The organism is Aurantimonas sp. HBX-1, from assembly GCF_021391535.1.
Classification (GTDB): domain Bacteria; phylum Pseudomonadota; class Alphaproteobacteria; order Rhizobiales; family Rhizobiaceae; genus Aurantimonas.
Genome location: NZ_CP090066.1, coordinates 2463566 through 2485466, shown reverse-complemented (window position 1 = coordinate 2485466; position 21901 = coordinate 2463566). Strand labels below are relative to the sequence as shown.

At 63.8% G+C, this 21901-nt stretch carries 18 protein-coding genes and 1 tRNA gene; 11 read left to right on the top strand and 8 right to left on the bottom strand.

Features of this window, described 5'->3' with window-relative positions; genetic code table 11:
- The first annotated feature begins 90 nt into the window (after nt 1-90).
- From rpoD to LXB15_RS11740, 4 genes are all read left to right on the top strand, one after another.
- Nucleotides 91-2064: an RNA polymerase sigma factor RpoD gene (gene rpoD / locus LXB15_RS11755; RefSeq protein WP_233948634.1), complete on the top strand. Its 1974-nt coding sequence runs from the start codon at nt 91-93 to the stop codon at nt 2062-2064.
- Nucleotides 2064-2354, top strand: a complete 291-nt coding sequence (locus LXB15_RS11750) for an HlyU family transcriptional regulator (RefSeq protein ID WP_233948633.1) — start codon at nt 2064-2066, stop codon at nt 2352-2354. Before rpoD ends, LXB15_RS11750 begins: the two co-directional genes overlap by 1 nt.
- 80 nt (nt 2355-2434) lie before the next feature.
- Entirely contained in the window at nt 2435-3304 is an 870-nt protein-coding gene (locus LXB15_RS11745; protein ID WP_233948632.1) for an NAD(P)-dependent oxidoreductase, read from the top strand.
- Between the two features lie 158 nt (nt 3305-3462).
- Entirely contained in the window at nt 3463-3798 is a 336-nt protein-coding gene (locus tag LXB15_RS11740) for a hypothetical protein (RefSeq protein WP_233948631.1), read from the top strand.
- Nucleotides 3799-3875: 77 nt separating this feature from the next.
- On the opposite strand, the gene LXB15_RS11735 is transcribed toward LXB15_RS11740, so the two are convergent.
- Nucleotides 3876-4598, bottom strand: a complete 723-nt coding sequence (locus LXB15_RS11735) for an SIMPL domain-containing protein (protein ID WP_233948630.1) — start codon at nt 4596-4598, stop codon at nt 3876-3878.
- A 260-nt stretch (nt 4599-4858) separates the two neighbouring features.
- On the opposite strand from LXB15_RS11735, the gene LXB15_RS11730 reads away from it, so the two are divergent.
- The 3 genes from LXB15_RS11730 (at nt 4859) to LXB15_RS20960 (ending at nt 6195) form a co-directional block, all read left to right on the top strand.
- Nucleotides 4859-4935 (top strand) — tRNA-Ile (locus tag LXB15_RS11730).
- A gap of 356 nt (nt 4936-5291) precedes the next feature.
- A complete protein-coding gene (locus LXB15_RS20965) occupies nt 5292-5804 on the top strand; it encodes a DUF5677 domain-containing protein (RefSeq protein WP_255696590.1) in 513 nt (170 codons plus the stop codon).
- The gene (locus LXB15_RS20960) at nt 5797-6195 is read left to right on the top strand and encodes a DUF5677 domain-containing protein (RefSeq protein ID WP_255696589.1); all 399 of its coding nucleotides are present in this window, start codon (nt 5797-5799) and stop codon (nt 6193-6195) included. The genes LXB15_RS20965 and LXB15_RS20960 overlap by 8 nt, the downstream gene beginning before the upstream one ends.
- Nucleotides 6196-6425: 230 nt before the next feature.
- Here LXB15_RS20960 and LXB15_RS11720 read toward each other — a convergent pair whose 3' ends face one another.
- The 3 genes from LXB15_RS11720 to LXB15_RS11710 form a co-directional block, all read right to left on the bottom strand.
- Nucleotides 6426-7805 (bottom strand): sensor histidine kinase, encoded by a 1380-nt coding sequence (locus LXB15_RS11720; RefSeq protein WP_370640094.1) that lies wholly within the window; start codon nt 7803-7805, stop codon nt 6426-6428.
- Nucleotides 7802-8848: an HWE histidine kinase domain-containing protein gene (locus LXB15_RS11715; RefSeq protein ID WP_233948629.1), complete on the bottom strand. Its 1047-nt coding sequence runs from the start codon at nt 8846-8848 to the stop codon at nt 7802-7804. The genes LXB15_RS11720 and LXB15_RS11715 overlap by 4 nt, the downstream gene beginning before the upstream one ends.
- Nucleotides 8849-9131: 283 nt before the next feature.
- Nucleotides 9132-11378: a bifunctional diguanylate cyclase/phosphodiesterase gene (locus tag LXB15_RS11710; protein WP_233948628.1), complete on the bottom strand. Its 2247-nt coding sequence runs from the start codon at nt 11376-11378 to the stop codon at nt 9132-9134.
- A gap of 251 nt (nt 11379-11629) precedes the next feature.
- Here LXB15_RS11710 and LXB15_RS11705 point away from each other — a divergent pair, with 251 nt between their 5' ends.
- Nucleotides 11630-11998, top strand: a complete 369-nt coding sequence (locus LXB15_RS11705; protein ID WP_233948627.1) for a hypothetical protein — start codon at nt 11630-11632, stop codon at nt 11996-11998.
- 836 nt (nt 11999-12834) lie between these two features.
- Here the strand turns inward: LXB15_RS11705 and LXB15_RS11700 are convergent.
- Nucleotides 12835-15339 carry a lipopolysaccharide assembly protein LapB gene (locus LXB15_RS11700; RefSeq protein ID WP_233953141.1) on the bottom strand — a complete coding sequence of 835 codons (2505 nt, stop codon included), beginning with the start codon at nt 15337-15339 and terminating at the stop codon, nt 12835-12837.
- A 294-nt stretch (nt 15340-15633) separates the two neighbouring features.
- Between LXB15_RS11700 and LXB15_RS11695 the strand changes: the two genes are divergently transcribed.
- Both LXB15_RS11695 and LXB15_RS11690 read left to right on the top strand, forming a co-directional pair.
- Nucleotides 15634-17379, top strand: coding sequence for a glycosyltransferase (locus LXB15_RS11695; RefSeq protein ID WP_233948626.1), 1746 nt, complete (start codon nt 15634-15636; stop codon nt 17377-17379).
- Nucleotides 17376-17810 carry a hypothetical protein gene (locus tag LXB15_RS11690; protein WP_233948625.1) on the top strand — a complete coding sequence of 145 codons (435 nt, stop codon included), beginning with the start codon at nt 17376-17378 and terminating at the stop codon, nt 17808-17810. The genes LXB15_RS11695 and LXB15_RS11690 overlap by 4 nt, the downstream gene beginning before the upstream one ends.
- Here LXB15_RS11690 and LXB15_RS11685 read toward each other — a convergent pair.
- From LXB15_RS11685 to LXB15_RS11675, 3 genes are read right to left on the bottom strand one after another with little or no spacing between them, the layout of a single operon-like run.
- Nucleotides 17788-18252, bottom strand: a complete 465-nt coding sequence (locus LXB15_RS11685) for an ATP-binding protein (RefSeq protein ID WP_233948624.1) — start codon at nt 18250-18252, stop codon at nt 17788-17790. The two genes, LXB15_RS11690 and LXB15_RS11685, sit on opposite strands and share 23 nt — an antisense overlap.
- Nucleotides 18253-18284: 32 nt before the next feature.
- The gene (locus tag LXB15_RS11680; RefSeq protein WP_233948623.1) at nt 18285-18620 is read right to left on the bottom strand and encodes an STAS domain-containing protein; all 336 of its coding nucleotides are present in this window, start codon (nt 18618-18620) and stop codon (nt 18285-18287) included.
- Nucleotides 18607-20592, bottom strand: coding sequence for a PP2C family protein-serine/threonine phosphatase (locus LXB15_RS11675; RefSeq protein WP_233948622.1), 1986 nt, complete (start codon nt 20590-20592; stop codon nt 18607-18609). The genes LXB15_RS11680 and LXB15_RS11675 overlap by 14 nt, the downstream gene beginning before the upstream one ends.
- A gap of 291 nt (nt 20593-20883) precedes the next feature.
- Between LXB15_RS11675 and LXB15_RS11670 the strand changes: the two genes are divergently transcribed.
- Nucleotides 20884-21846: a cellulase family glycosylhydrolase gene (locus LXB15_RS11670; protein ID WP_233953140.1), complete on the top strand. Its 963-nt coding sequence runs from the start codon at nt 20884-20886 to the stop codon at nt 21844-21846.
- The last annotated feature ends 55 nt before the right edge of the window (nt 21847-21901 follow it).

The following is a 21901-nucleotide window of genomic DNA, read 5'->3' as shown; positions in this document are numbered from 1 at the left end:
CCGCCGTAGACTCTCCCCCACGGTGCGCCGCTGGATGAGCGGTCCGGGACGGCGGAACGTTCACGGCGCGCGAACTGGAGAATAGAATACATGGCGACAAAGGCCAAAGAGAGCGAGGCCCCGATCGAGGAGCGCGCCGACGCGACACCTGACGGTCCCCTGCTCGACCTGTCCGATGATGCCGTCAAGAAGATGATCAAGGCCGCGAAAAAACGCGGCTTCGTGACCATGGACAAGCTCAACTCGATGCTGTCGGCGGACGATGTCACGTCCGAGCAGATCGAGGACATGATGGCCATGCTCAACGACATGGGCATCAACGTCGTCGAGGACGACGAGGAGGCCGAGAGCGAGGAGACCGCCGAGGCGGCGGAGACCACCGAGGTCGCCGAGACCGGCCCGACTCAGGTCGCCACCACGCCCAAGAAGGAAGCCGGCGACCGCACCGACGACCCGGTGCGCATGTATCTGCGCGAGATGGGTTCGGTCGAGCTGCTCAGCCGCGAGGGCGAGATCGCCATCGCCAAGCGCATCGAGGCCGGCCGCGAGACGATGATCGCGGGCCTCTGCGAGAGCCCGCTGACCTTCCAGGCGATCATCATCTGGCGTGACGAGCTCAACGAGGGCAACATCATGCTCCGCGAGATCGTCGATCTCGAGGCGACCTATGCCGGGCCCGAGGCCAAGCAGCCGACCGCGCCGACGCCGGGCGAGGCGGCCCCCGCCGCCGAGGCTCCCGCCGCGGCCGCGCCGGGCAGCGACGACGACGACGACGAAGACGACATGGAGAACTCCCTGTCGCTCGCGGCGATGGAAGCCGAGATCCGGCCGCAGGTCATGGAGACCTTCGACCAGATCGCCGACGGCTACCGCCGGCTGCGCAAGCTGCAGGACCAGCAGGTCGAGAACCGCCTGGCGGCCCAGGGCACCCTGTCGCCCAGCCAGGAGCGCTCCTACCGCAAGCTGAAGGAAGACCTGATCGCGGCGGTGAAGAGCCTGTCGCTGAACCAGAACCGCATCGACGCGCTGGTCACCCAGCTCTACGACATCAACAAGCGCCTGGTCGGCAACGAGGGCCGGCTGCTGCGCCTGGCCGAATCGCACAGCGTCAAGCGCGACGAGTTCCTGCAGGAGTACCAGGGCTCCGAGCTCGACCCGAACTGGACGCGGCACATCGCCAATCTCTCCGGCAAGGGCTGGCTGAAATTCGTCCAGGCCGAGAAGGAGAACATCAAGGCGCTGCGCCAGGAGATCCAGAACCTCGCCACCGAGACGGGCCTGGAGATCACCGAGTTCCGCCGCATCGTTCACATGGTGCAGAAGGGCGAGCGCGAGGCGCGGCAGGCGAAGAAGGAAATGGTCGAGGCGAATCTGCGCCTCGTGATCTCCATCGCCAAGAAGTACACCAACCGCGGCCTGCAGTTCCTGGACCTGATCCAGGAGGGCAACATCGGCCTGATGAAGGCGGTGGACAAGTTCGAGTACCGCCGCGGCTACAAGTTCTCGACCTACGCCACGTGGTGGATCCGGCAGGCGATCACCCGTTCGATCGCCGACCAGGCCCGCACCATCCGCATTCCGGTGCACATGATCGAGACGATCAACAAGATCGTCCGCACCTCGCGCCAGATGCTGCACGAGATCGGCCGCGAGCCGACCCCGGAGGAGCTGGCCGAGAAGCTGGCGATGCCGCTGGAGAAGGTCCGCAAGGTCCTGAAGATCGCCAAGGAGCCGATTTCGCTCGAGACCCCCGTGGGCGACGAGGAGGATTCGCATCTCGGCGACTTCATCGAGGACAAGAACGCCATCCTGCCGATCGACGCGGCGATCCAGGGCAATCTGCGCGAGACGACGACGCGGGTGCTGGCATCACTGACGCCGCGCGAGGAGCGGGTGCTGCGCATGCGCTTCGGCATTGGCATGAACACCGACCACACGCTCGAAGAGGTCGGCCAGCAGTTCTCGGTGACCAGAGAGCGCATCCGCCAGATCGAGGCGAAGGCGCTGCGCAAGCTCAAGCACCCGTCGCGGTCGCGCAAGCTGCGCTCGTTCCTCGACAGCTGATGTCGTTCTTCAGGAAGCTCTTCGGCGGTGGCGGCGGCTCCAGCGAGCCCGCCGCCCCGCGCATCGCGGCGACCGAGACCTACGAGGGTTTCGCGCTCGCCGCGACGCCGATGCCGGAAGGCGGCCAGTTCCGCCTGGCCGCCACCATCACCAAGACGGTCGCCGGCGAGGAAAAGACTCACCGGCTGATCCGCGCCGACCTCTTCGCCTCCGAGCACGAGGCGGCGCAGGCGGGCCTGCGCAAGGCGCGCCAGGTCGTCGACGAGCAGGGCGAGGCGATGTTCGGCTGAAGCCGGCATCGGGCATCCGGCGCTTTCCCCGGCGGCCCGCCTCGGCTAGGTCTTCCCCCACCAGAATGGGGAGAGGCACCGTGACACTTTCAGGCAAGACCATCTTCATGTCGGGCGGCTCGCGCGGCATCGGCCTCGCGATCGCGCTCAGGGCGGCGCGCGACGGCGCGAATGTCGTCGTGGCGGCCAAGACCGACAGCCCGAACCCGAAGCTGCCGGGCACGATCCACTCGGCCGTCGCCGAGATCGAGGCGGCGGGCGGCCAAGGGCTCGGCGTCGTCTGCGACATCCGCGACGAGGCGCAGGTCGAGGCGGCCGTCGCGGCGGCCGTGGAACGCTTCGGCGGCATCGACATCTGCATCAACAATGCCTCCGCCATCGCCCTGACCGGCACGCTCCAGACCGAGATGAAGCGCTACGACCTGATGAACGGCGTCAATGCGCGCGGCACCTTCCTGGTCTCCAAGACCTGCATCCCGCATCTGAAGCAGGCGGCCAACCCGCATATCCTCAATCTCTCGCCGCCGCTCGACATGAGCGCCAAGTGGTTCCGCAACCACGTCGCCTACACGATGGCGAAGTTCGGCATGTCGATGTGCACGCTCGGCATGGCCGAGGAATTCCGCAGGGACGGCATCGCGGTGAACTCGCTCTGGCCGCTGACGGCGATCGACACGGCGGCGGTGCGCAACGTCCTGGGCGGCGACGCCATGGCGAAGATGAGCCGCTCGCCGAAAATCGTCGCCGATGCGGCCCATGCCATCCTCACCCGGCCGTCGCGCGAGGCCACGGGAAACTTCTACATCGACGAGCTGGTGCTGATGGAGGAAGGCGTCAGCGACTTCTCCGTCTACGGCCCGCAGGGCGGCGGCGAGCCGGTGGCGGACTTCTTCGTGCCGGACTGGGTGTTCGAGAAGGTGGGCAGCAAGGTCAGCCACATGCTCGGCTGAGCCGGGCGTGGCGGGCGTGCGTGCGGACCACGTGGGCGGTGGGCGACGGGCTGAACGGCGCATGAATGGCGGCTTCGGCACCGGTTCAGCGCCGCGCCGCTATGGTCATTCCTGTCGAACCCGCCGCGCCACGCGGCGCCCCGCCAGGAGATGCACCGATGTCCTCGACCCTTGCCCGCTCGCTCGCCGTCGCCGCAACGCTGGCCGTCGGCGCCATGGCCACCGCGGCACCCGCTGCCGCCGACAGCTTCCGCCTCGGCGTCACGATCGGCGGCGCCCCGGTCCACCATGTCCGCGACTACCGCCCGCACCGGCCGGCGCTCTGCGAGCCCGGCCAGGCACTGCGCAAGGCCGAGCGGATGGGCGTGCGCCGCGCCCATGTCCGCAACGTCAACCGCCGCGCCGTGGTGGTCGCCGGCCGCTCGCGCGGTGACCGCACGGTGGTCCGCTTCGCCCGGGCCCCGGGCTGCCCGGTGATCAGCTTCCGCCGCTGAGCCAATCGCTCCACGAAAAAGGGGACGCAGGCCGGTGGCCCGCGTCCCCTTTTGTTTGCGCAGGCCCGAACGGCCGATCAGTCGGCGATCGCGAAGACCATGCTGACGCTGGCGTTGAAGCTGTTCTCGCCGGCCTCGACGGGCACGCTCTTGGCGTCGGCGGTCCGCATCTCCATGGCGGCGAACGGCATCGGCGGCGGCGCCATGCCGACATTCTCGCGGATTTCGCGCACCGGGCCGAGCGTCACGCCGGCCGCCTCGGCGATCAGCCGGGCCGTCGCCGTGGCGTCGGCGACCGCCTCCTTCAGGGCCGCGTCCTCGACCGCGCCCGGCTCGGCGAGGTCGAAACGGATCTCGCCGCCCTGGTTGACGCCGAGCGTCACCGCCTGGTCCAGCACCTCGCCGAGGCGGGCAAGATCGCGCACCCGCACCGTCAGCGTGTTGCGGACCTCGTAGCCGACGATCGCCGGCGGCTGCTGGCTGCCCTCGGTATTGTCGTAGCGATACTGCGGATTGATCGAGAAGCCGGAGGTCTGCAGGTCGCGGTCCTCGGCGCCGAGTTTGCGCATGCCGTCGCTGACTGCGCGCATCGCCGCGTTGGCGTCGTCGAGGGCGGCGCGGGCCGTCTCGCCGGTCCGCAGCACCGTGAAGGTCGCCAGCGCCTGGTCGGGGCGGGCACTGGCTTCGCCCGTGCCGGTCACGGTGATCGTCGCGGGGGCAGGGGTGCCGGGCTCCTGCGCCAGCGCCGGGAGCGGCGCGGCCAGAGTGAGCACGAGGGCGAGGGCAGTCGTCGGGCGCATGGTACGGGATCTCCGATTCGGGTCGAGGCGTCGTTTCTAGGCAGGCAATGCGGCGGCAAACCGTCCGCGCCCGCGACGGCGGCAGTAACATCTCGGCGCGCCAATGCCCGGGACAGGGCCCCGCGCCTGCCCGGGGCATTGGCCCCGCGCCTGCCAATGCGCTCCAGACCGGCCGCCCGCGCGAAATCAGGCGGCTCCCGGCGCCCGTCGTCACACCACGCTTGAGGCGCCGGCGCGATTGCGCTACGGCGTCGGGCGTGGGGCCTGTAGCTCAATTGGTTAGAGCCGGCGGCTCATAACCGCTTGGTTGCAGGTTCGAGTCCTGCCGGGCCCACCAAACTATTATGCCTCAATGAAATCACTGATTTACGAACCACAGACCGAATCTTTTCGGAGGTTTGGGTATCGAGAGCGCAGGATGGCCCCCGCGTAAGTGTCCTGCGCTACTCCCTCGGGGCAAACTCGAGAAGTAAAGTCTTGCCTGACACCTAAGCGGAATTTATCAACTTTCTCATATAATTAGATAAAAAATCTAGTGTTATGAGAATCATGTCGGGAGCATGTATTGCCATTTGATGGTAGTGGAATTTGTGTCCACGACGTCGCAAGTGCGAGGCCAACAAGCGCGACAATAAGATGTGCTATGTCTCATTGAGATTCTGCTCCGTCGCGTCCTAACTGCATAAGGAAGTCATGCAACCGCTAACGGTCGAAAATCTTCCTGAAATTGAGAGGACCAGGGTCGATGCCGACGAGATGGCGGCATTCGAGCATGAAGACGATTTCACGGGCTTAGCCGTCGATCTGATGATCGAAACCGGTTGTTGGACTTGTTTGGCCGCGTCAACGCTCGGCGAGAACCAGACGTGGGATCGGGACCGAGCCGCGGTGTGCGGCAACATGGTTCGACTCTACAAGCTGATCCACACGGTGCTCGATCAAACTACGCAAAAGCGTCAGGAGTCGGCATTCATTTTTGCACGTCTCGTTTTCGAAACGCTGGTCAATATCCGATACATGGTTCAGAATTTCCATCCGAAACTTATTGACGAATACGTCAAATACTCGCTCCGCCACGAGCGCAAACTCCGCGACCGGGTATTGAGCAACGTAGCCGCCCGCAACGGCATCGTCCTCCCGATCGAAGACCGGATACTCAAGTCAATCGACAGATCCGCTACCGCAGCACAAGTCATCCTTGGATGAGGTCGATCTTAGCCAGAAGGCTCCTTGGGGCGGAAAAAGCCTGTTCGACAAGGCGGAAGCCGTAGGCCTCGGCGAGGCCTACCTAGGAGCGTTTGCCGGGCCCTCACATAGTGTGCACGGAAACTGGCATGAGATTTACTCCAACCATCTCGAGTGGGACGAGAAGGGGGGCTATACTCCAAATCTCGAATGGCAGTATCCTAGACCGCAGGTTCTATTTGCCTTCTGCACACTGATCATCGAGACGCTTGAAGTTTATTTCGAATTTATCTGCGGTGAGCAATGGAATGCCTTGTTCGGCGAACCACTCCGCGACCTATTTAATCGCGTTGCGTTAGCGTCAAATACTCATGAATCATATTTGGGACGCAAGCAGTGGCCAGAAATTTGATTAACTGAACTGGATTCATTGAATCGGGGGTATCGTTGGTAGTATCTCGAAGTTCGAAATGAAGAAATAAACAGTTTCGATTTGATATGGCAGCCTCGGGGCCACCAAACTCCTAAGCGACCGAAATCGGCGCCGGCGCTACCCTCTGTACCGTGCTGGCGCCCGCAACGCCGCTGCCGCCAGGCTATGAGCGCCTTTGGCGACGCAGCTCAGTCATTTCCGCTGGGAACTCAGGTTTCCAGTCTGGTCTGACGCATTCGCAACGTTGCGGTGAGGCCGCTGGGGGACCAGTCGTAAGCGACGCTTCCGCCGAGCTGGCCTGAAATGCTCTTTTCCACCAGCTGGCTGCCGAACCCGGCATTGCCTCTCGACGTCGCCACCGGAGGGCCGCCGTTTTCGGTCCAGGTCAACGTCACTTCGCCATTCTCCGCCGTGCATCCGATCTCGACGGTGCCCGTCTCCGCGGAGAGAGCGCCGTACTTCAGGGAATTTGTCGCCAGTTCATGAAGGATCAGCGCCATGGTCATCGTGGATGCCTCGCCGACCACGTGGTCGCATGCCGCCACGGTTATGCGACCGGTATTGCTGGCATCCTCGACGTAGGGCGAGAGAAGGACCCTCAGCAGATCGCCCAGCGCTACCGCGGTTCCCGGACGCGATGGATCGGGCTGGACCAACTCGTGCGCCTGATGCAGCGCTTCCAGGCGGCGCGACAGATCGGCGGACATCTCGGCCGACGTGGTGGTCGAGCGCGCAGACATCTTAGTCAACGCCTTCGCGATGGCGAACAGGTTCTTGACCCTGTGCCCCATCTCCGTCGCCAGCATCTCCCGCGCCTCCTCCGCCTGCATCCGCTTGGAGATGTCGAGGAAGACCCCAAACATGATCCGGCCAGCGGCGTTGAGATTGCTGCCCATGCCGTGGGCAGATACCCAACGGATCTCCTGCGAACGCTGGATGCGGAAGTCGGCCTCATAGGGACCGAGAACCTCCCGCGCCTTCATGAACGCGGCCCGGACCTTGGAAATGTCGTCGGGATGGATGCGGGACGACAGGTCCTCGAATGTAATGGGCCCGGGGCCCACTCCCCAGAGCGCGTGTGAGCGCTCGTCCATCGTGAACTCGTCATCATCGATGTTCCACGACCATAATCCCACACCGGCTGCATTCGTCGCGGACCGGAGACGATTGGCGTCCCAGATCAGACTCGCGGGATCGGGCTCCACCGTGTCTGTCTGTCCCGGAGACAGCAGGCTGGCAAGCTGGTTGCCCAAGGCGGATCGCTCGTAGGGCTTCTGAAGCAGCGGCAGGGTCCGATAGGCTTCCCGGAGATTGCTCTTGTGATAGCCGGTGGAGAACAGGAAAGGGACGCCACGCGCGGCAAGGGCATCTGCGACCGGGTAGCTCTCCTCGCCGTTCAGATTGATGTCGAGAACGGCAGCATCCAGGCCGTCCGTACCGACGAGTGCCAGCGCCTGATCCACTCGGGCTGCAGGACCGACGACCGTGCATCCCAGCTTGTCGAGCATGTCTTCCAGCGCCCACGCGACCATGATCTCGTCTTCGACCAGCAGGATGCGACGCCCCGCGAGGGCGCTCGACCCGGTCAATTTGCCTCGCGCGACAGCGGCATCACGATCCGGCAGGCGACGCCGGACGGCTCGATCGACAGCGTGACCTCGCCGCCGAGCTCCTGCGACAATCCCTGCATGAGACGGAAACCGAAACCCTTGTGGCTCGGCGGTTTTACCGGTCGTCCGCCGCTTTCCTGCCATTGCAGTTCCAGCCGGTCGTCTCCCGCCTCGCTGACGATGCTCCAGACGATGGCAACTTCGCCGGAAGCGCCATCGGCGAAGGCGCCATGCAGCAGCGCATTGGTCGCCAGTTCGTGGAACGCGATTGCAAGCGACAAGGCTGTCTTCGGCTCCAGCCCGACATTCTCGCCCGCTATTGAGAAACGCTGCGCCGAAGCACCGTTCTTCTCGAATGGCGCCAGGACCTGCTCCAAGATCTCTCGTATCCCGATCCGGTCCCAATTCTCCGCTCCTAGCAGACTTTGGGTCTTCGATAGCGCGAGGATGCGGCCCTCCAGCTTGTCGATCGCTTCGGGTTCGGCCATGCCCTTCAAGGTTTGACCGATGATCGCCATGACCGTCGCCAGCGTGTTCTGCGTGCGATGATTGAGTTCGCTCAGCAGGAGCCGAAGTCGGTCTTGTTCGAGATGATGCCGGGTGAGGTCGACGAAGGACGCGAAATGCTGGACGACCCTGCCGTCGTCGTCCGTCACCGGCGAAACGAACACGGAAGCCCAGGAGATGCTGCCGTCGCGCCGCTGAAAACGAACGTCCGGGTCGGTATCGGAGGTGCCGTCAAACGCGGCCTCGATCTCGGCGACGCATGCGGGTTCGGCTCCCTGCGCCATCAGGAAATTGATGCTCTTTCCGAGAACTTCGTCCCGCGAGTAGCCGGTCAGCGCGAGGAAGGCGTCGTTTGCAAAGGATATGAGCCTGTTCGGTTCTCGAGCGTCCGTGAAGACCATGGGCATGCGCGTTCGTTCGGTGGCCACCACGAAGGGCCCGAGTTCCTGCCGAAACTGGTCCACTTCGGCTTCCGCCAGTCTCTGGTGCTGAGCCTTACCGCTTTCGACGGGCATCGTGCTCTTCCTTGTTGGGCGGTAGCAGATCGGCCCAGACGCCCGCGGCGAGGGCCATTTTCTGCAGGATGCAAGCCGTGCCGATGGGACTTACCGGGTCGAACTGACGCAGACGCTGCCCAGAGCCATCCGGCAGCAAGGTGCATCAATCTCACGGATGATGCGGGATCCCGTTGCCTGCTATGGGCGCTCCCGCCCTGCGCGGACGTGAGCCTTTATCCGGCTTGCAAGGGACGTGATCGTGCTGGGTAGACGCTACCAAATCCGCCGACTGCCGACAGTATCACGCCCTGAGCTGCTCCGGATGATTAATCCACTCTGCGACGTGCTTTGCAGGGAGGGGACGGGCGTACAGATACCCCTGGGCCAGTTCGCACCCGCTGGCGCGTAGAAAATCGGCCTGCGCGCTTGTTTCCACGCCTTCGGCAATGACCTCAAGGCCCATCGCACGACACATGCCGATGATCGCCGAGACGATGGCCGCGGAGTTCGTCTGCTCACCGAGCGTCGAAACGAAACTGCGGTCGATCTTGATGATGTCGATTGGGAATTCGAGAAGGTGCGTCAGCGATGCGAAACCGGTGCCGAAATCATCGAAGGCAATCTTCACCCCGTGCTGCTTCAGTTTCCGGCAGACCTCCAGAACGGTCTCCGATGAACGCGAGAGGAAGACGCCTTCGGTCACCTCGACCTCAAGCATGTGCGGAGAAAGGCCACGGGCCGCGATCTCCCGCAGGATGAAGTCGGCCGTCGAAATGTCGCGGAACTGCGCCGCGCTGAGATTGATCGCGATGCTTCCGAACGGCAAGCCGTCGGCCTTCCAGCGCTTCGCCTGGTCGAGAGCGGCCCGGATCACGAAGTTGCCGAGCTCGACACCGAGCTTCGGATCGACCAGTGCCTCGGCGAACGCGGCTGGAGCGAGCACGCGCCCGTCGGCGCTATTCCACCTGATGAGCGCTTCAAAACCGTAGTGTCCGCCATCGCTCAGCCGCACTTTCGGCTGGTAGTAGAGCTCGAGCTGCCCGTCATTCAGGGCGCTTCGGACATGCTGCAGCACCAGGAAGCGCTGATACGCGGCGACCTTGAGCGAGTTGTCGAACATCACAATCTGGTTGCGCCCGGCGTCCTTCGCCGCATAGAGGGCGAGATCGGCTTCCAGGAGCAGTCCGTCGGTCCCGGCATTGGCGCCGTCAGATCCGCGCGTGATGCCGATGGACGTCGTCAGTTCCAGGGTGTGGCCCAGCCATTCGATCGGCTTCGCAACCGTGACGATCACCTGCTCGGCCAGTTGGCGCGAAACTTCGGACGAGGGATGCCCCGCCAGGAGCATCGCAAATTCGTCCCCGCCGATACGAGCCACGAGAGCTTTTTCGGCGTCCAGGGAATTCAGTCGTTCGGCGATGACCTGCAGACAGTGGTCGCCGACCGCGTGCCCATGGCTGTCGTTGATGTCCTTGAACCCGTCGAGATCGAGAAGCAGCAGGTCGAGGTAGCTGTCCGTTGCGACAAGGTTGGCGGAAGCCCCTCGCAGGTGGTCCTGGAAGAACCGTCGGTTGTAGAGGCCCGTCAGACTATCCAGATTGGCGAGGCGCGTGATCTCCTCGGTTCTCGTGCGCTCTTCCGTGATGTCCTGCTTGGTGCCGTAACGACGGATCGCCACGCCATCCTCGACCTGGAACTGGGCAGTCACCCGGACATGGCGGCGGTTTCCCTTGGCTGTGACCATCTCGCCTTCGAACGTGTAAGGCCGGTTGGTGCGGCTGGCCTCCTCGACCACAGCTTCCAGTCTTTGCAATTCATCGGGGTGGTAGAACGCGTCGATGCTCGCCCTGGTCACCATGAAGTCAGCTTCGACCTCGTGAAGCGCATACATCTCGGCGCTCCATTCATATCGGTCGGTCCGCAGGTCGCGAGTCCAGGCCCCGAGCTTGGAGCGCGCTGACACTTCGTCGAAGATCCGCTTCTGGACATCCAGCACGGCCGCCTGGTTGGCCACGGCATCGTGCTGCGCGGTCAGTTCGGAAGCGAGCTGCGCGAGACGCGCAGCGCCCTGATGTCGCCGCAACAGCGACATCGCGATTTCACCGAGGTCCCGCAGCCGCGCAAGGTCCCGCTCGGTGAAACGCTTCGGCTGCGAATGGACAGTGCAGAGGCTGCCAATGGCGAAGCCATCGACAAACAAGGGCACGCCGGCATAGGAGCGGATGAAGGGCGCGCCGGTGACCAGAAGATTGTCGGCGAAACGTTGATCCTGCAACGTGTCTTCTACGACGAAGGGTTCGACACCGCAGATCGTGTGATTGCAGAACGCTAGGTCTCGATCCGTTTGAGGCACATCGAGACCACTGGACGCTTTGAACCACTGACGATCTCGATCGATCACGGAAATCTGGCAGCTCGCCGCCCCGAGCATCTCCCGGCCGATCTCGACCACCACGTCGAAATCACGCTCGCGAGGGGTATCAAGAATATTCAGGTCAGCGAGGACGCGAAGTCGCATTTCCTCGTTAGCGGCGATCGGATACGGCATGGGCATATGATCTCAAAAAGTGACATAGCCAGTGCCAACGACGACGAGTCTCACCGGCGAGTTGCGGCGAGTGGACGGGGAAGTACAGGATAGCTAGCTAGCAGGCGAAACTTCGACGCAGGATGTCGATAATCAGAAAACTGATCGACTTAATCAAACCTGTATCAGAATCTTGCCGCTTTGTCCCAGGTTTTTGCTCTAACCAGCCGCATGAAGTAGGGCGTTTCTCATACGGGAAAAGTGAAGAGCTGATGGCAGATCTGAACCTGCGCACGGACCTTATTGCAGGCCGGAGGCGGAAGAAGGAGCAACACAAGGAGCCTCGCCGTCTAGTGGACTATCCGGCTTCCACATGGCGGATTTCGCCTGCGGTAAAGACTCGCCTCATCAATACCCTGGCTACGCGCGATCTCAGCCTGAACGATTTCCTCGTCCTTTCGGTTGACCGTTGGCTTTGTGAACAGGGCGAGCCTGGCATCGAGGAGATCGACCCCCATTTCGTCAAGATTTGGAGAGGGTCGACTGCGGAAGAGGGTAGGACCGCCGAACCCGCAGTTGACCCCAAGCCGCCCCGCGATCAGTCCGCCGGGGACAAGAGTTCGCGCTCGCGTCAGGGTTGATCCTTGGCGACAGGCAGCTGCCACCGGGGCGATGGCAGCTAGGCTCATCTTCGTCCATCGACATCACAACGAGCACTTGACCAGGGTCTCGACTTAGTAGCCCCTTTCGATGCCGCGATGCCGCGATGCCGCGATGCCGCGATGCCGCGATGCCGCGATGCCGCGATGCCGCGATGCCGCGATGCCGCGATGCCGCGATGCCGCGATGCCGCGATGCCGCGATGCCGCGATGCCGCGATGCCGCGATGCCGCGATGCCGCGATGCCGCGATGCCGCGATGCCGCGATGCCGCGATGCCGCGATGCCGCGATGCCGCGATGCCGCGATGCCGCGATGCCGCGATGCCGCGATGCCGCGATGCCGCGATGCCGCGATGCCGCGATGCCGCGATGCCGCGATGCCGCGATGCCGCGATGCCGCGATGCCGCGATGCCGCGATGCCGCGATGCCGCGATGCCGCGATGCCGCGATGCCGCGATGCCGCGATGCCGCGATGCCGCGATGCCGCGATGCCGCGATGCCGCGATGCCGCGATGCCGCGATGCCGCGATGCCGCGATGCCGCGATGCCGCGATGCCGCTGGCGCTTAGATCTGACGGCGGCTCTGCGCCCTTTCCGGTCGTTGGCGGCAGCAGGTCATCATCCCCAAAACAGTCGTTCGCCCTTTTCGTCAGAGATCCTGCGGGTGCGAAGCCACGGCTATGGATTTCACCATCGCCGCCGGTCGGCAGCCGAGATAAGCGTTATGTCCTCGCTACGAGGGTGCGTACCGCGAGCTTTCGAAGATTGGACAGGGTGCCGGATCCGCGCTTCGTGCGAAACAACGATGACGGTCGTCACCAGCGCACGCGGAGGCGCAGCCCGAGAGAGCTGCGCCAGAAAGGCTCCTGCTCCGTCGCATAGATCTCGGTCGCTTCGCTTTGACGGGCGTCCGAGTACTGGAAGAGCCCGCGGAATTCCAGCGCGGCAGCTTCGCCGAGATCCCTGGAGATGCGGGTTTCCGCCGACCAGGTGATCCCGTCACCGTCTTCTTCGCTCCAGGCGTAGCCGAGCGCCCCCTGCACATCCACCCACCAGTGCGGCGCAGGCGATCCGTAAGCGTGCAGCGTGGCATGCAGCGACTGGTACGCTCCGGGGTTCCAGTAGTTGTTGTCCACCGATCGCTCGAAATCAAATGCCGTGGCACGTACACCCAGCCAGATGTTCTGCGTTTCGTGCAGATTGTAGGCGCCATCGGCCTGAGCCCAGAAGCGCTCGTTGTCGTCTGAATAGGTGCTGTAGAGACCCCGAACGCTCCCCCGCCAATCCCGGCCCGGCGTGAAGTGGACGGCGCCGCCGTAGTCGTTGGCCAGGATGTCGTTGACGAAGACGCGCGGGTTCTCGTCGGCGTAGCGCCGCGAGGCCAGGACTTCCGTGCGCCAGCTATCGTTCAGCAAGAGCGAGACGACGCTGTCATGGGTGAAACTGACGTCGCCGTCCCCCTCTTTCATCTCGTGGTTCAGGAACAGCGACGTTCGCGCCTCGAGACGTTCGTCGAAGCGGTGACGGAAGAAGAACCCGAGCGAGCCGACGTCGACGCTGGGGAAATCGCCGCCGTCATAGGTCGCGTATTTGAGCTGGGGCCCGAAGCTGGTCAGGCCCTGATTGACGAAGATCTCGTGGCTGGCGGTCGCGGTAGCGATAGTGAGGTCGTCGGATCGGGCAACATACTGTGCGTCGAGATAGCTCAGGGGCCGGCGCTCGAACCGCAACGTCTCGAGAAGCGCTTGTGCGCCCGCATCGTCCGCGCCAGCTTGCAGCGCCTCGACCGCCAGCGCTTCCGCGAGATCCGTGCGTCCGAGGTGCCGCTGAGCGTTCGCGGCGATCATCAGCGTCCGCGGATCGTGCGCCTCGCCCTCGATCAGCGGGCGAAGGCGTTCGATCGCAGAGAGATGCCGCCCCATCGAGGTCTCGGCCTGCGCGGCACCGCGAATCGCCTCGGCGTTTTGCGGTTCCACCGAGAGGGCGATCTGGAAGTCGGCGAAGGCTGCCTGGTGATTGCGCGAGGCATTGAGCGACTGGCCGCGACCGATACGGGCATCGACGTCGCGCGGCCACGTCTCGAGCAGTTCCCCGTAAGCCGGCAGGCTGCGTTCGTGATCGCCGCTCCAGGCCAGCCCCCTTGCCAGCCCGAGAAGCCCGCGGCGCCGCTCGTCGGGATCCAGGCGCGGCTGTGCCAGATGTTCCCGGTACAGCGGGATGGATGCGGCGGGCCGTCCGGAATACAGGACCTGATCCGCGTACTCCCGCAAAAGTTCGCGGCGCCGGGCGGGGTCGACGGAGAAGGCGCGCTCAAACGCTCGGGCACCCTCTGCATTGCGAGCGTCACCTGCTGCCTGTCGGGCGGCTCCGACCCATGCATCCGTAAGCGCTGCCCGCGCCTCCTCGTCGCGTTCATCCCGCCCGAGGATGACCTGCCAATTCCGCACCGCTTCGCTGAACTGGCCGCTCCAGAGCAGGGCGAAGGCGAGCTTGCGTTCGACTTCGACCCGCTCCACGGGCTCCATCTGGAGGCGGTTCAGGGATTGGCGATAGATCTCGGCCCCGCGCGCGGGATCCCCGCTGTAGGTGACCTGATCGGCGAGTTCGATCGCGATCCGGGGATCGACGGACTCGTCCAGCCTCAGGGCCTCGGCGAACAATCGGGCAGCTTCGGCGTTGTCGCCGCGGCCCGCGGCAGCCCGCGCATCTGCGATGGCCGTCTCGGCGCGAGAAGGCGCTGCCGGAGGTTCCTCCGCCGGGATTTCGTTCGGGGGCTGAGCAACGGAGGCGGCATCTTCTTCTTCCAGCAGGTCGGCGGTGCTCTCAGGCTCGTCCTCCGCACCGGACTCCAGCACCGCGACTTTCGCTTCCGCGAGCGCCCGCCGTGCTTCCTCGTCTTCCGGACGTTCGGACACGATCTCGGACAATGCCTCGACGGCGGCCTCGGACTGGCCGCTCCAGAGCAGGGCGAAGGCGAGATTGCGGCGGATCGTCGCCCTTTGCTCATCTTGTATGCCGGCTGTGTCCAACAGTTCCCGATAGAGAGATACGGCATCAGCCGGACGGCCCGCATAGACAATCTGGTCAGCCAGTTCGCGCAGCCACTCGGGCCGGCGCTCCGGCGCTTCGTCGATCGCCTGACGAAACAGGTCGACCGCCCGCTCGTGATCCTCTTGGTCTGCCGCGTTGCGTGCGCCAGTGAGCAGTTCTTCTGCGCTCTGTGCACAAGCGACACTGGTCAACAGCCAAATGGAGGCAACGACCGCGACAACAGGCTGAATTTTCTGGATAAAAATGATAGTAGCCTCTTTACAGCGCACGAACAAATCAAATCTCTACTTAATGGTCTGCCGAGTTATTCCAAAGTTTAATATAAAAATGTGAGCGACCGCTGCGGCAGCATTGCGTGCAGCTCCATATCAATGAATAACCCAACCAGAAGGTACGCCAATGCTAAATGGCATGCCCGCCTGATTGCCGGACGGGGTTGGTGCAATCGAGCAACGCCGGGGGGGCCAACGGTGTCAGAAAATTTGCGCTTCCAGACGCAGACCCCTTGGGAACCGCTATCCGCGTCGAGCCTGCAGGAGTCCACGTGGCAATTCTTTGCGACGATGAGCGTGGCTTTCGGGGCTTGGTACATCGTGTGGCGATGGAGCGAATCGCTAAACTACCATGCGCTGTGGTTCTCGGTACCTCTGCTGGTGGCGGAAACAGGCGCCTTCCTCGGGCTGGTTCTGTTCATGGTCAACCTCTGGAGCGCAGAGGGTCCCCCGCCGCAATCCCCTCCCAAGCAGATCGGCGACTGCCTTGAGAGTGATATCCATCCGGATCGACCGTTATCAGTCGACGTGTTCTTCACGACCTATAGCGAAGATCCAGAACTCGTGCGGATGGGGCTGAAAGATGCCAAGCGGCTTGAGTACCCGCATGAAATCGACATCCGGATATACGTCCTAGACGACGGGCGCCGGGACGCAATGCGAATGGTCGCCGAGCAGGAAGGCGTCGGGTATCTGACCCGGAGCGACAATATCGGCTTCAAGGCCGGGAACCTGCGGAACGCGCTGGAAATGTCTTCAGGCGACTTCGTGGTTATCTGCGACGCCGATACGCGCCCGTTCCCGACGTTCCTGACGGAGACGCTCGGCTATTTTCGAGACCCCCGGGTCGCATGGGTGCAGACGCCGCAATGGTTCTGCGATGTGCCCCCGGGCGTGCCGCTCCACGCGGTCATGCGACGGTGGGGGCGCGGCGTCGGCGAGCGGATCGGGCGCGGCATCGAATGGCTGGCGGGTCCCATCCGCATTGGCGAGGACCCTTTCGCTAACGATCCCCAGATGTTCTTCGACGTCATCCAGAGACGCCGGAATTGGGCCAATGCCAGCTTCTGCTGCGGCGCAGGCTCCGTGCATCGGCGTGAAGCCGTCATGGAGGCGGCGTTGAGGCAGTGGGCTGATCGCGTTGAGGCGGCTGCCGGCACGGACGAACGAGCGGCTCGTCGCCTTACGGGCGAGGCGGTGCTCGATGCCTCCATACGCGATGCCCTGCTCTGGCAGGGGGCGGTCGAAGAGGAATTGACTCCCTACAAGTTCCACGTGTCGGAGGACCTCTACACGTCGATCATCCTCCATTCCGACCGCGAGCGCGGATGGAAGTCGGTGCTGCATCCGAAGGTGCAGTCCCGGATGCTCTCGCCGAACGACCTGCTGAGCTGGACAGTCCAGCGGTTCAAGTATGCCGGAGGCACGCTCGACATCCTCCTCCACGACAACCCGCTCTTCCGGCCCGGATTGACGCTCGCTCAGAAGGCTATGTACGCCATGACCTTCTACTCCTATCTCTCGCCGCTCTGGAACGTCGTATTCCTCGCAGCACCCGTTATTTTCCTTTTCACCGGGGTACCGCCTGTCTCAAGCTACTCGCTGGAATTCTTCCTGCACATCATTCCGTTCCTGTTCTTGAACGAAATATCCCAGCTTGTGGGAATGTGGGGTCTGTCGAACGCCAAGGGGCGCGCCTGGCATCTTGCGATGTTCCCCCTGAACCTGAAGGCGCTCTGGACCGTCGTGCGGGGAAGCCAGATCTCGTTTCCCGTCACGCCCAAAGAGAGGCAATCGGGGAATTTTCCGCAACTGGTGCGATGGCAGATCGCCGTCGTGATCGCCACGAGCGCGGGGTTGATCTGGGGTTGGGCGGCCTACGGCCTGGGCGCGGCCGGCTACACGCTCGGCGCGATGATCGCCAACACGCTGTGGGGGGGAAGCAACATGCTTTCCATGTTGCCGATGATCCGCGCAGCCTTCTGGCAACCGGACCCGGTCTATGAACTGCCAGTCATCGAGGGAGCGGGCAAATGACCTTTCGCGACGGATTCCTGCGTGCGCGCGGTCAGATCGTGTTCGTCCTGGCCCTCGGCCTGTCCACCGGGGTCATCGTGTGGCTGGAAAGACTCGACACCCGCCGTCAGGACGAGGTGCGACAGCAGGCGACGTCCGGGGTGGTCGCCCCGGGCGTTTATGCCTCTCGGGAAATCCTGCTTGCGGTCCGGCGTGCGGAACTGGCCGTGCAGGACGCCCCGGACAGCCTGGAAGCGACCGCGGCGCTCGTCACCGCCTTGTCTGCCGCAAGCTTCGCTTCCGCCCTCGATCAGTCGGTTGTGCGCCAGCAGGTCATGCCGCTCCTGCCGCTTCTCGAGGCGGCTGACACGCCACTTGCAACGTCCGCGTTGTCGCTTGCTTCCGTCGCCTTTCCCGAGATCGCGACGATCAAGATGCGCCCGGACGGCTGAGAGAGGGTCTCTTATCCAGCCTCTTCGTCATGCGAAGTAGGTTCCGGTCCCCATGCGGGATGTACTGGACTTCATCCATGTTCATCCGGATGAGCGCCAGCCCCATCCCACCCTCCGGCAGGTTCTCAATGTCAGCCGGGTCGAAGGCGAACACAGCCTCAGGAGCCCTTTGGACATGAGAAGGCGGAATCGGCGGCGCGTTGTCTTTGATCTCGATGACCACCCGGTCGCTGTAAAGCGCGATTCCCACCTCGAGACGCCCGTCCTTGCGCCCCGCGTAGCCGTGCTTGATGACGTTGGTCATCGCCTCCACGAGAGCAAGTTCCACCGCATCCAGATCCGCGGCACCCAAGCCGTCGTCGCAGATCGCGCGGACCGCACGAGCCACCATAGCGACGGTGTCGAGGTCGCTGTCGATGACAAGTTGCACGGCCCCGGGCATCTGACGGGCTCCCACTGGCGATGAGCGGCCGCTCATTCCGCCAGTCTTTTGACTGCCGTGTCCACATCCTGATGGAGCGGGAACACCTTGTCCATCCGGGTCAGGGCGAACAGCCGCGCGACTGAACCGCTGGCAGCGGCGATCGCGAGATCGCCGCGGGGCCCGAGACGCTTGAGGCCGGAAACGATCGCACCCAGACCGGAGCTGTCGACGAAATCGACGCCTTCGAGATCCAGCACGATCTGATGGGGGCCTTCATCGATCAGCGCGTTCATCTCCGACCTGAATTCAGGGGCGCGTGCCGCATCGATGCGCTTGCCCGCCACCCTTACGACCCGGACCCCGTGCTGAATTTCAGACTTGAGCATGATTGAGTCTCCCTTCAATTCTCGTGCGCTCGACGATCAGCATGCTGACGTCGTCCTCGAAACCCGCTCCATGTCGCCATGCACGCAGTCTCGACATGATGGCCGCGAGGAGTTGATCGGCAGGGGCCGTAGTGTTCTGCCTGACGATCTCCTCGAGCGACTCGCCGCCGAATGCGTGTCCTGCCGGATCGGTCGCTTCGATGACGCCGTCGGAATAGATCAGCAATCGATCTCCCCGGCCGAAAGGCACCGTCAGCACGTCGTAGTCCGCTTCCGGCACGAGGCCGACCGGGAAGCCGCCGTCGCCGAGCGCCGAAGGAGACGCCTCGCCCGCCCTGACGAGGATGGGGGAAGGATGGCCCGCCTGGACCAGGCTGATCGTGTCGCAGCCCATGTCGACCTCTCCCAGGATCATGGTGAAGTAGGGAAGATCCTGCGGCCAGTCGCGATGGATCTCTGCCGCGATCTGGGCCAGCCTGCCGGGCTGCTTCTTCTTCAGCAAGAACTGCGACAGCGTGTGGTGGGAGACCACCGACCCCAATGCCGCCGGCGCACCGTGGCCGGCCACGTCGACCTGGAAGAAGCCCACGCGGCCCTGTTCCTGGTCCAGCACGTTGAACGTGTCGCCTGCTACGACGCTCGCGGGCAGGTAGAGCCCGCTGTATCCGACGTCGCCGATCGTCGCAGCTCGGGGCAGGAGGGTTGTCTGTATGGCGGCGGCAGCCCGCAGGTCTTCCCTCAGGGTGCGATAGGTCTCCTTCAGCCGCGCCAGCATACGGTTACGGTTATGCTGCAGCGTCTCCCTGCGTATGGCATTCTTTTTGAAAACCTGAAGCGCGTCGCTCATGGCCGCGAACTCGTCCTGATGGCGCAACTGCGGCAACGGCGTCCGCAGGTCGTTGTGGGCCAAACGCTCCATGGCGGCGATCATTTTTTCCAGAGGCGCCGCCACCCGATTCCGAACGGCCACGACGGTCAGAGCGACGGCAAGCAGACCGATTCCCATGACCGCAAGCCAGAAGAGAAGCGAGGCGCGAACATATCTCAACTGGCTCGCAAGCCGGTCACGAGAGGAAGCGAGGAAGAATTGTTGAAACCCGTTGATCTGCGCCAGCGCGCGCTCGCTGGTCCGGACCCAGTCTTCTCCCGACATCGCGACCCGTCGATCCCTCGCCGGTTGCCGGAGATCGGCGACCACCGCAGACAGCGCTTCCAGGTAATCCTGCGCCAAAGGCTCGATCGGCCGTCGCTGACCGTCTTCCAGCAGCATTGCCTGCTCGGCGGCAATCAGATCGTTGGCCAGCCCGCTGCGTCCGAAGTTCCGCTCCACGCGCTCGATCACCCACGGCGGCGTAGTCTGTGTCTCTTTCAGAGAGGCGGCTATGAGCGCTTCGCTTTGCGATATCGTTTCCGACAATATGCTGCCGAAATAGCGCAGCCGACCTTCCGTCCGAATGATCGGGTCCTGCCTGATGTCCTGCCGCAGGAGCGAAAGGCGCAGCGCTTGCGTCTGCTCCACGATCCCGCTGATGGTTTCGAACCAGACGCGCGACGCGCGCAGCCGCTCGCCCTCGTCGGCTGAAAGCCGCGAGGTCGCCACTTGTTTCCGAGCCGCCTGCAGCACATCCAGCAACCGCGCCGCTTCGTCGATCGCTGCGCGGGCCTGGGGAAGAACGTCCTCCACCGCCCGCAGCGTTCTCGTTAAGGCGGTGCTGGTAATATCCACCGCCTCGCGTTCTCCCTCCAGATCGCTGACGATCTCCGGATCCCGGAGCGAGAGATACGTTGCCGTTCGTTCGGATGCGAGAGCGGCGGCAACCAGCAGGAGTTCCTGACGTACGGCGTTGGAAGCCGTCAGCTGGCGTTCGTCCCGGAGGTGCCTCACCTCGACAGAGATCCGGGTCAGGACCACGAGGAGCAACATCAGACCAAGTGCCAGCGCGGGGAGCAGTAGGATGTGCCGTATCTTCATTTCTTCCCAGATTGATCTTCTTTGACTGCCAATTCGGCTTAAGATTCAATTTTTAACGATTGTCTTTCCAGGGCCTGAGAACTCACCAATCTAGTCTGTCGACCGTCAGAAGCGAGATCATGTGAGCGTCCTTTGTGTCCTTCGGCCAACCGCGATGACCGGCTTTCACGGCAGCCCCCCCTGTCGCGCCGGCGTCTTCTCGCGCTGGGCGTCGCTGCCCTGGCGGCGCCGGCCTTGTCGGCACCAGGGGAGACCTCGGGGTTGACCGGAGCCACTCCAGAAGGTCTGGCGGTGGGCGGGGCACGGTTGACTCTCGGTGGCGAGGATGTCGCGTTACGTGGGGTCGCAGTCGGCGATCCCCTCCTTGTCCGGGCCGCGCGACCGGTCAACGACTATGCACTGCTGCGGCGCGACTGGGGATCGAATACTGTCCGCCTCAGCGTCCACCCAGGCCTGTGGCGACGGGAGCCGCGGCGAATGATGGATGCACTCGAACAGGAGGTGGTGGGCGCCCGCTCCGAAGGACAGTTCGTGATCATCGACTGGCACGCCATCGGCTGGCCGGACGGGAAGCGGTTCGAACCGGAACCGGGCTGGGGTCTGCCCGCCGATGCCTATGACTGCGATCTCGCGCTCGCGGGATCCTTCTGGGAGATCATGGCGATCCGCTTCGGCGCCGACCAAGGCGTGATGTTCGAGTTGTGGAACGAACCGGTGCGCCTCGAGAACAGCCGGGTTCCCTCGCCGTGGGGACGTGATTGGGCGGAACTGCGGCCGATATTCGGCTCGCTGGTCGCGCGGGTGCGCAAATATGCTGCGAACCTGGTCCTCGCGACGGGCGGCAACTTCGCCAGCGACCTCACCGGCATAGCCGAAGACCCGCTGGACGATGGCAATACGGCCTATTCCTGGCACGTCTACCCGTCGACGGTCGCCGGAGGCTTCTCAGAACTCGATCGGCTTCTCGCCGGCCTCCCGGAAAACCGCCCAGTGATCGTCACGGAATGGGGTTTCGGAGGCCGAGAAACCCATCTCCGCGGCGATGCCGCAGGCTTCGGCGAAACGTTCCTGCGGCAGTTCATCGAAGCGCGCGGGCTGCATTGGACAGCCTGGTGCTGGCACCCGGAATGGACCCCGGCCCTCATCGAGCCGGACTGGGAGACGCCGACGCAGTATGGCCACTGGATCAAGGAGACGATGCTGCGCTACCGAGGTCGCTTCCATTCTGAGTCGGCGGCGTACAAACTGAAGTAGCCTTCCCGTAGCCCCCACCGCGGACGCAGCACCTAAGAGTGGATCTCTGTCCGAG

What these genes read in the sequence shown, in the direction of transcription:
- LXB15_RS11675 (WP_233948622.1), bottom strand. Translation starts at nt 20,592, where the DNA reads ATGAAGATACGGCACATCCTACTGCTCCCCGCGCTGGCACTTGGTCTG.
- LXB15_RS11685 (WP_233948624.1), bottom strand. Translation starts at nt 18,252, where the DNA reads ATGCCCGGGGCCGTGCAACTTGTCATCGACAGCGACCTCGACACCGTC.
- LXB15_RS11705 (WP_233948627.1), top strand. Translation starts at nt 11,630, where the DNA reads ATGGCAGATCTGAACCTGCGCACGGACCTTATTGCAGGCCGGAGGCGG.
- LXB15_RS11695 (WP_233948626.1), top strand. Translation starts at nt 15,634, where the DNA reads ATGAGCGTGGCTTTCGGGGCTTGGTACATCGTGTGGCGATGGAGCGAA.
- LXB15_RS11740 (WP_233948631.1), top strand. Translation starts at nt 3,463, where the DNA reads ATGTCCTCGACCCTTGCCCGCTCGCTCGCCGTCGCCGCAACGCTGGCC.
- LXB15_RS20965 (WP_255696590.1), top strand. Translation starts at nt 5,292, where the DNA reads ATGCAACCGCTAACGGTCGAAAATCTTCCTGAAATTGAGAGGACCAGG.
- LXB15_RS11735 (WP_233948630.1), bottom strand. Translation starts at nt 4,598, where the DNA reads ATGCGCCCGACGACTGCCCTCGCCCTCGTGCTCACTCTGGCCGCGCCG.
- LXB15_RS11710 (WP_233948628.1), bottom strand. Translation starts at nt 11,378, where the DNA reads ATGCCGTATCCGATCGCCGCTAACGAGGAAATGCGACTTCGCGTCCTC.
- LXB15_RS11680 (WP_233948623.1), bottom strand. Translation starts at nt 18,620, where the DNA reads ATGCTCAAGTCTGAAATTCAGCACGGGGTCCGGGTCGTAAGGGTGGCG.
- LXB15_RS11750 (WP_233948633.1), top strand. Translation starts at nt 2,064, where the DNA reads ATGTCGTTCTTCAGGAAGCTCTTCGGCGGTGGCGGCGGCTCCAGCGAG.
- LXB15_RS11715 (WP_233948629.1), bottom strand. Translation starts at nt 8,848, where the DNA reads ATGCCCGTCGAAAGCGGTAAGGCTCAGCACCAGAGACTGGCGGAAGCC.
- rpoD (WP_233948634.1), top strand. Translation starts at nt 91, where the DNA reads ATGGCGACAAAGGCCAAAGAGAGCGAGGCCCCGATCGAGGAGCGCGCC.
- LXB15_RS11690 (WP_233948625.1), top strand. Translation starts at nt 17,376, where the DNA reads ATGACCTTTCGCGACGGATTCCTGCGTGCGCGCGGTCAGATCGTGTTC.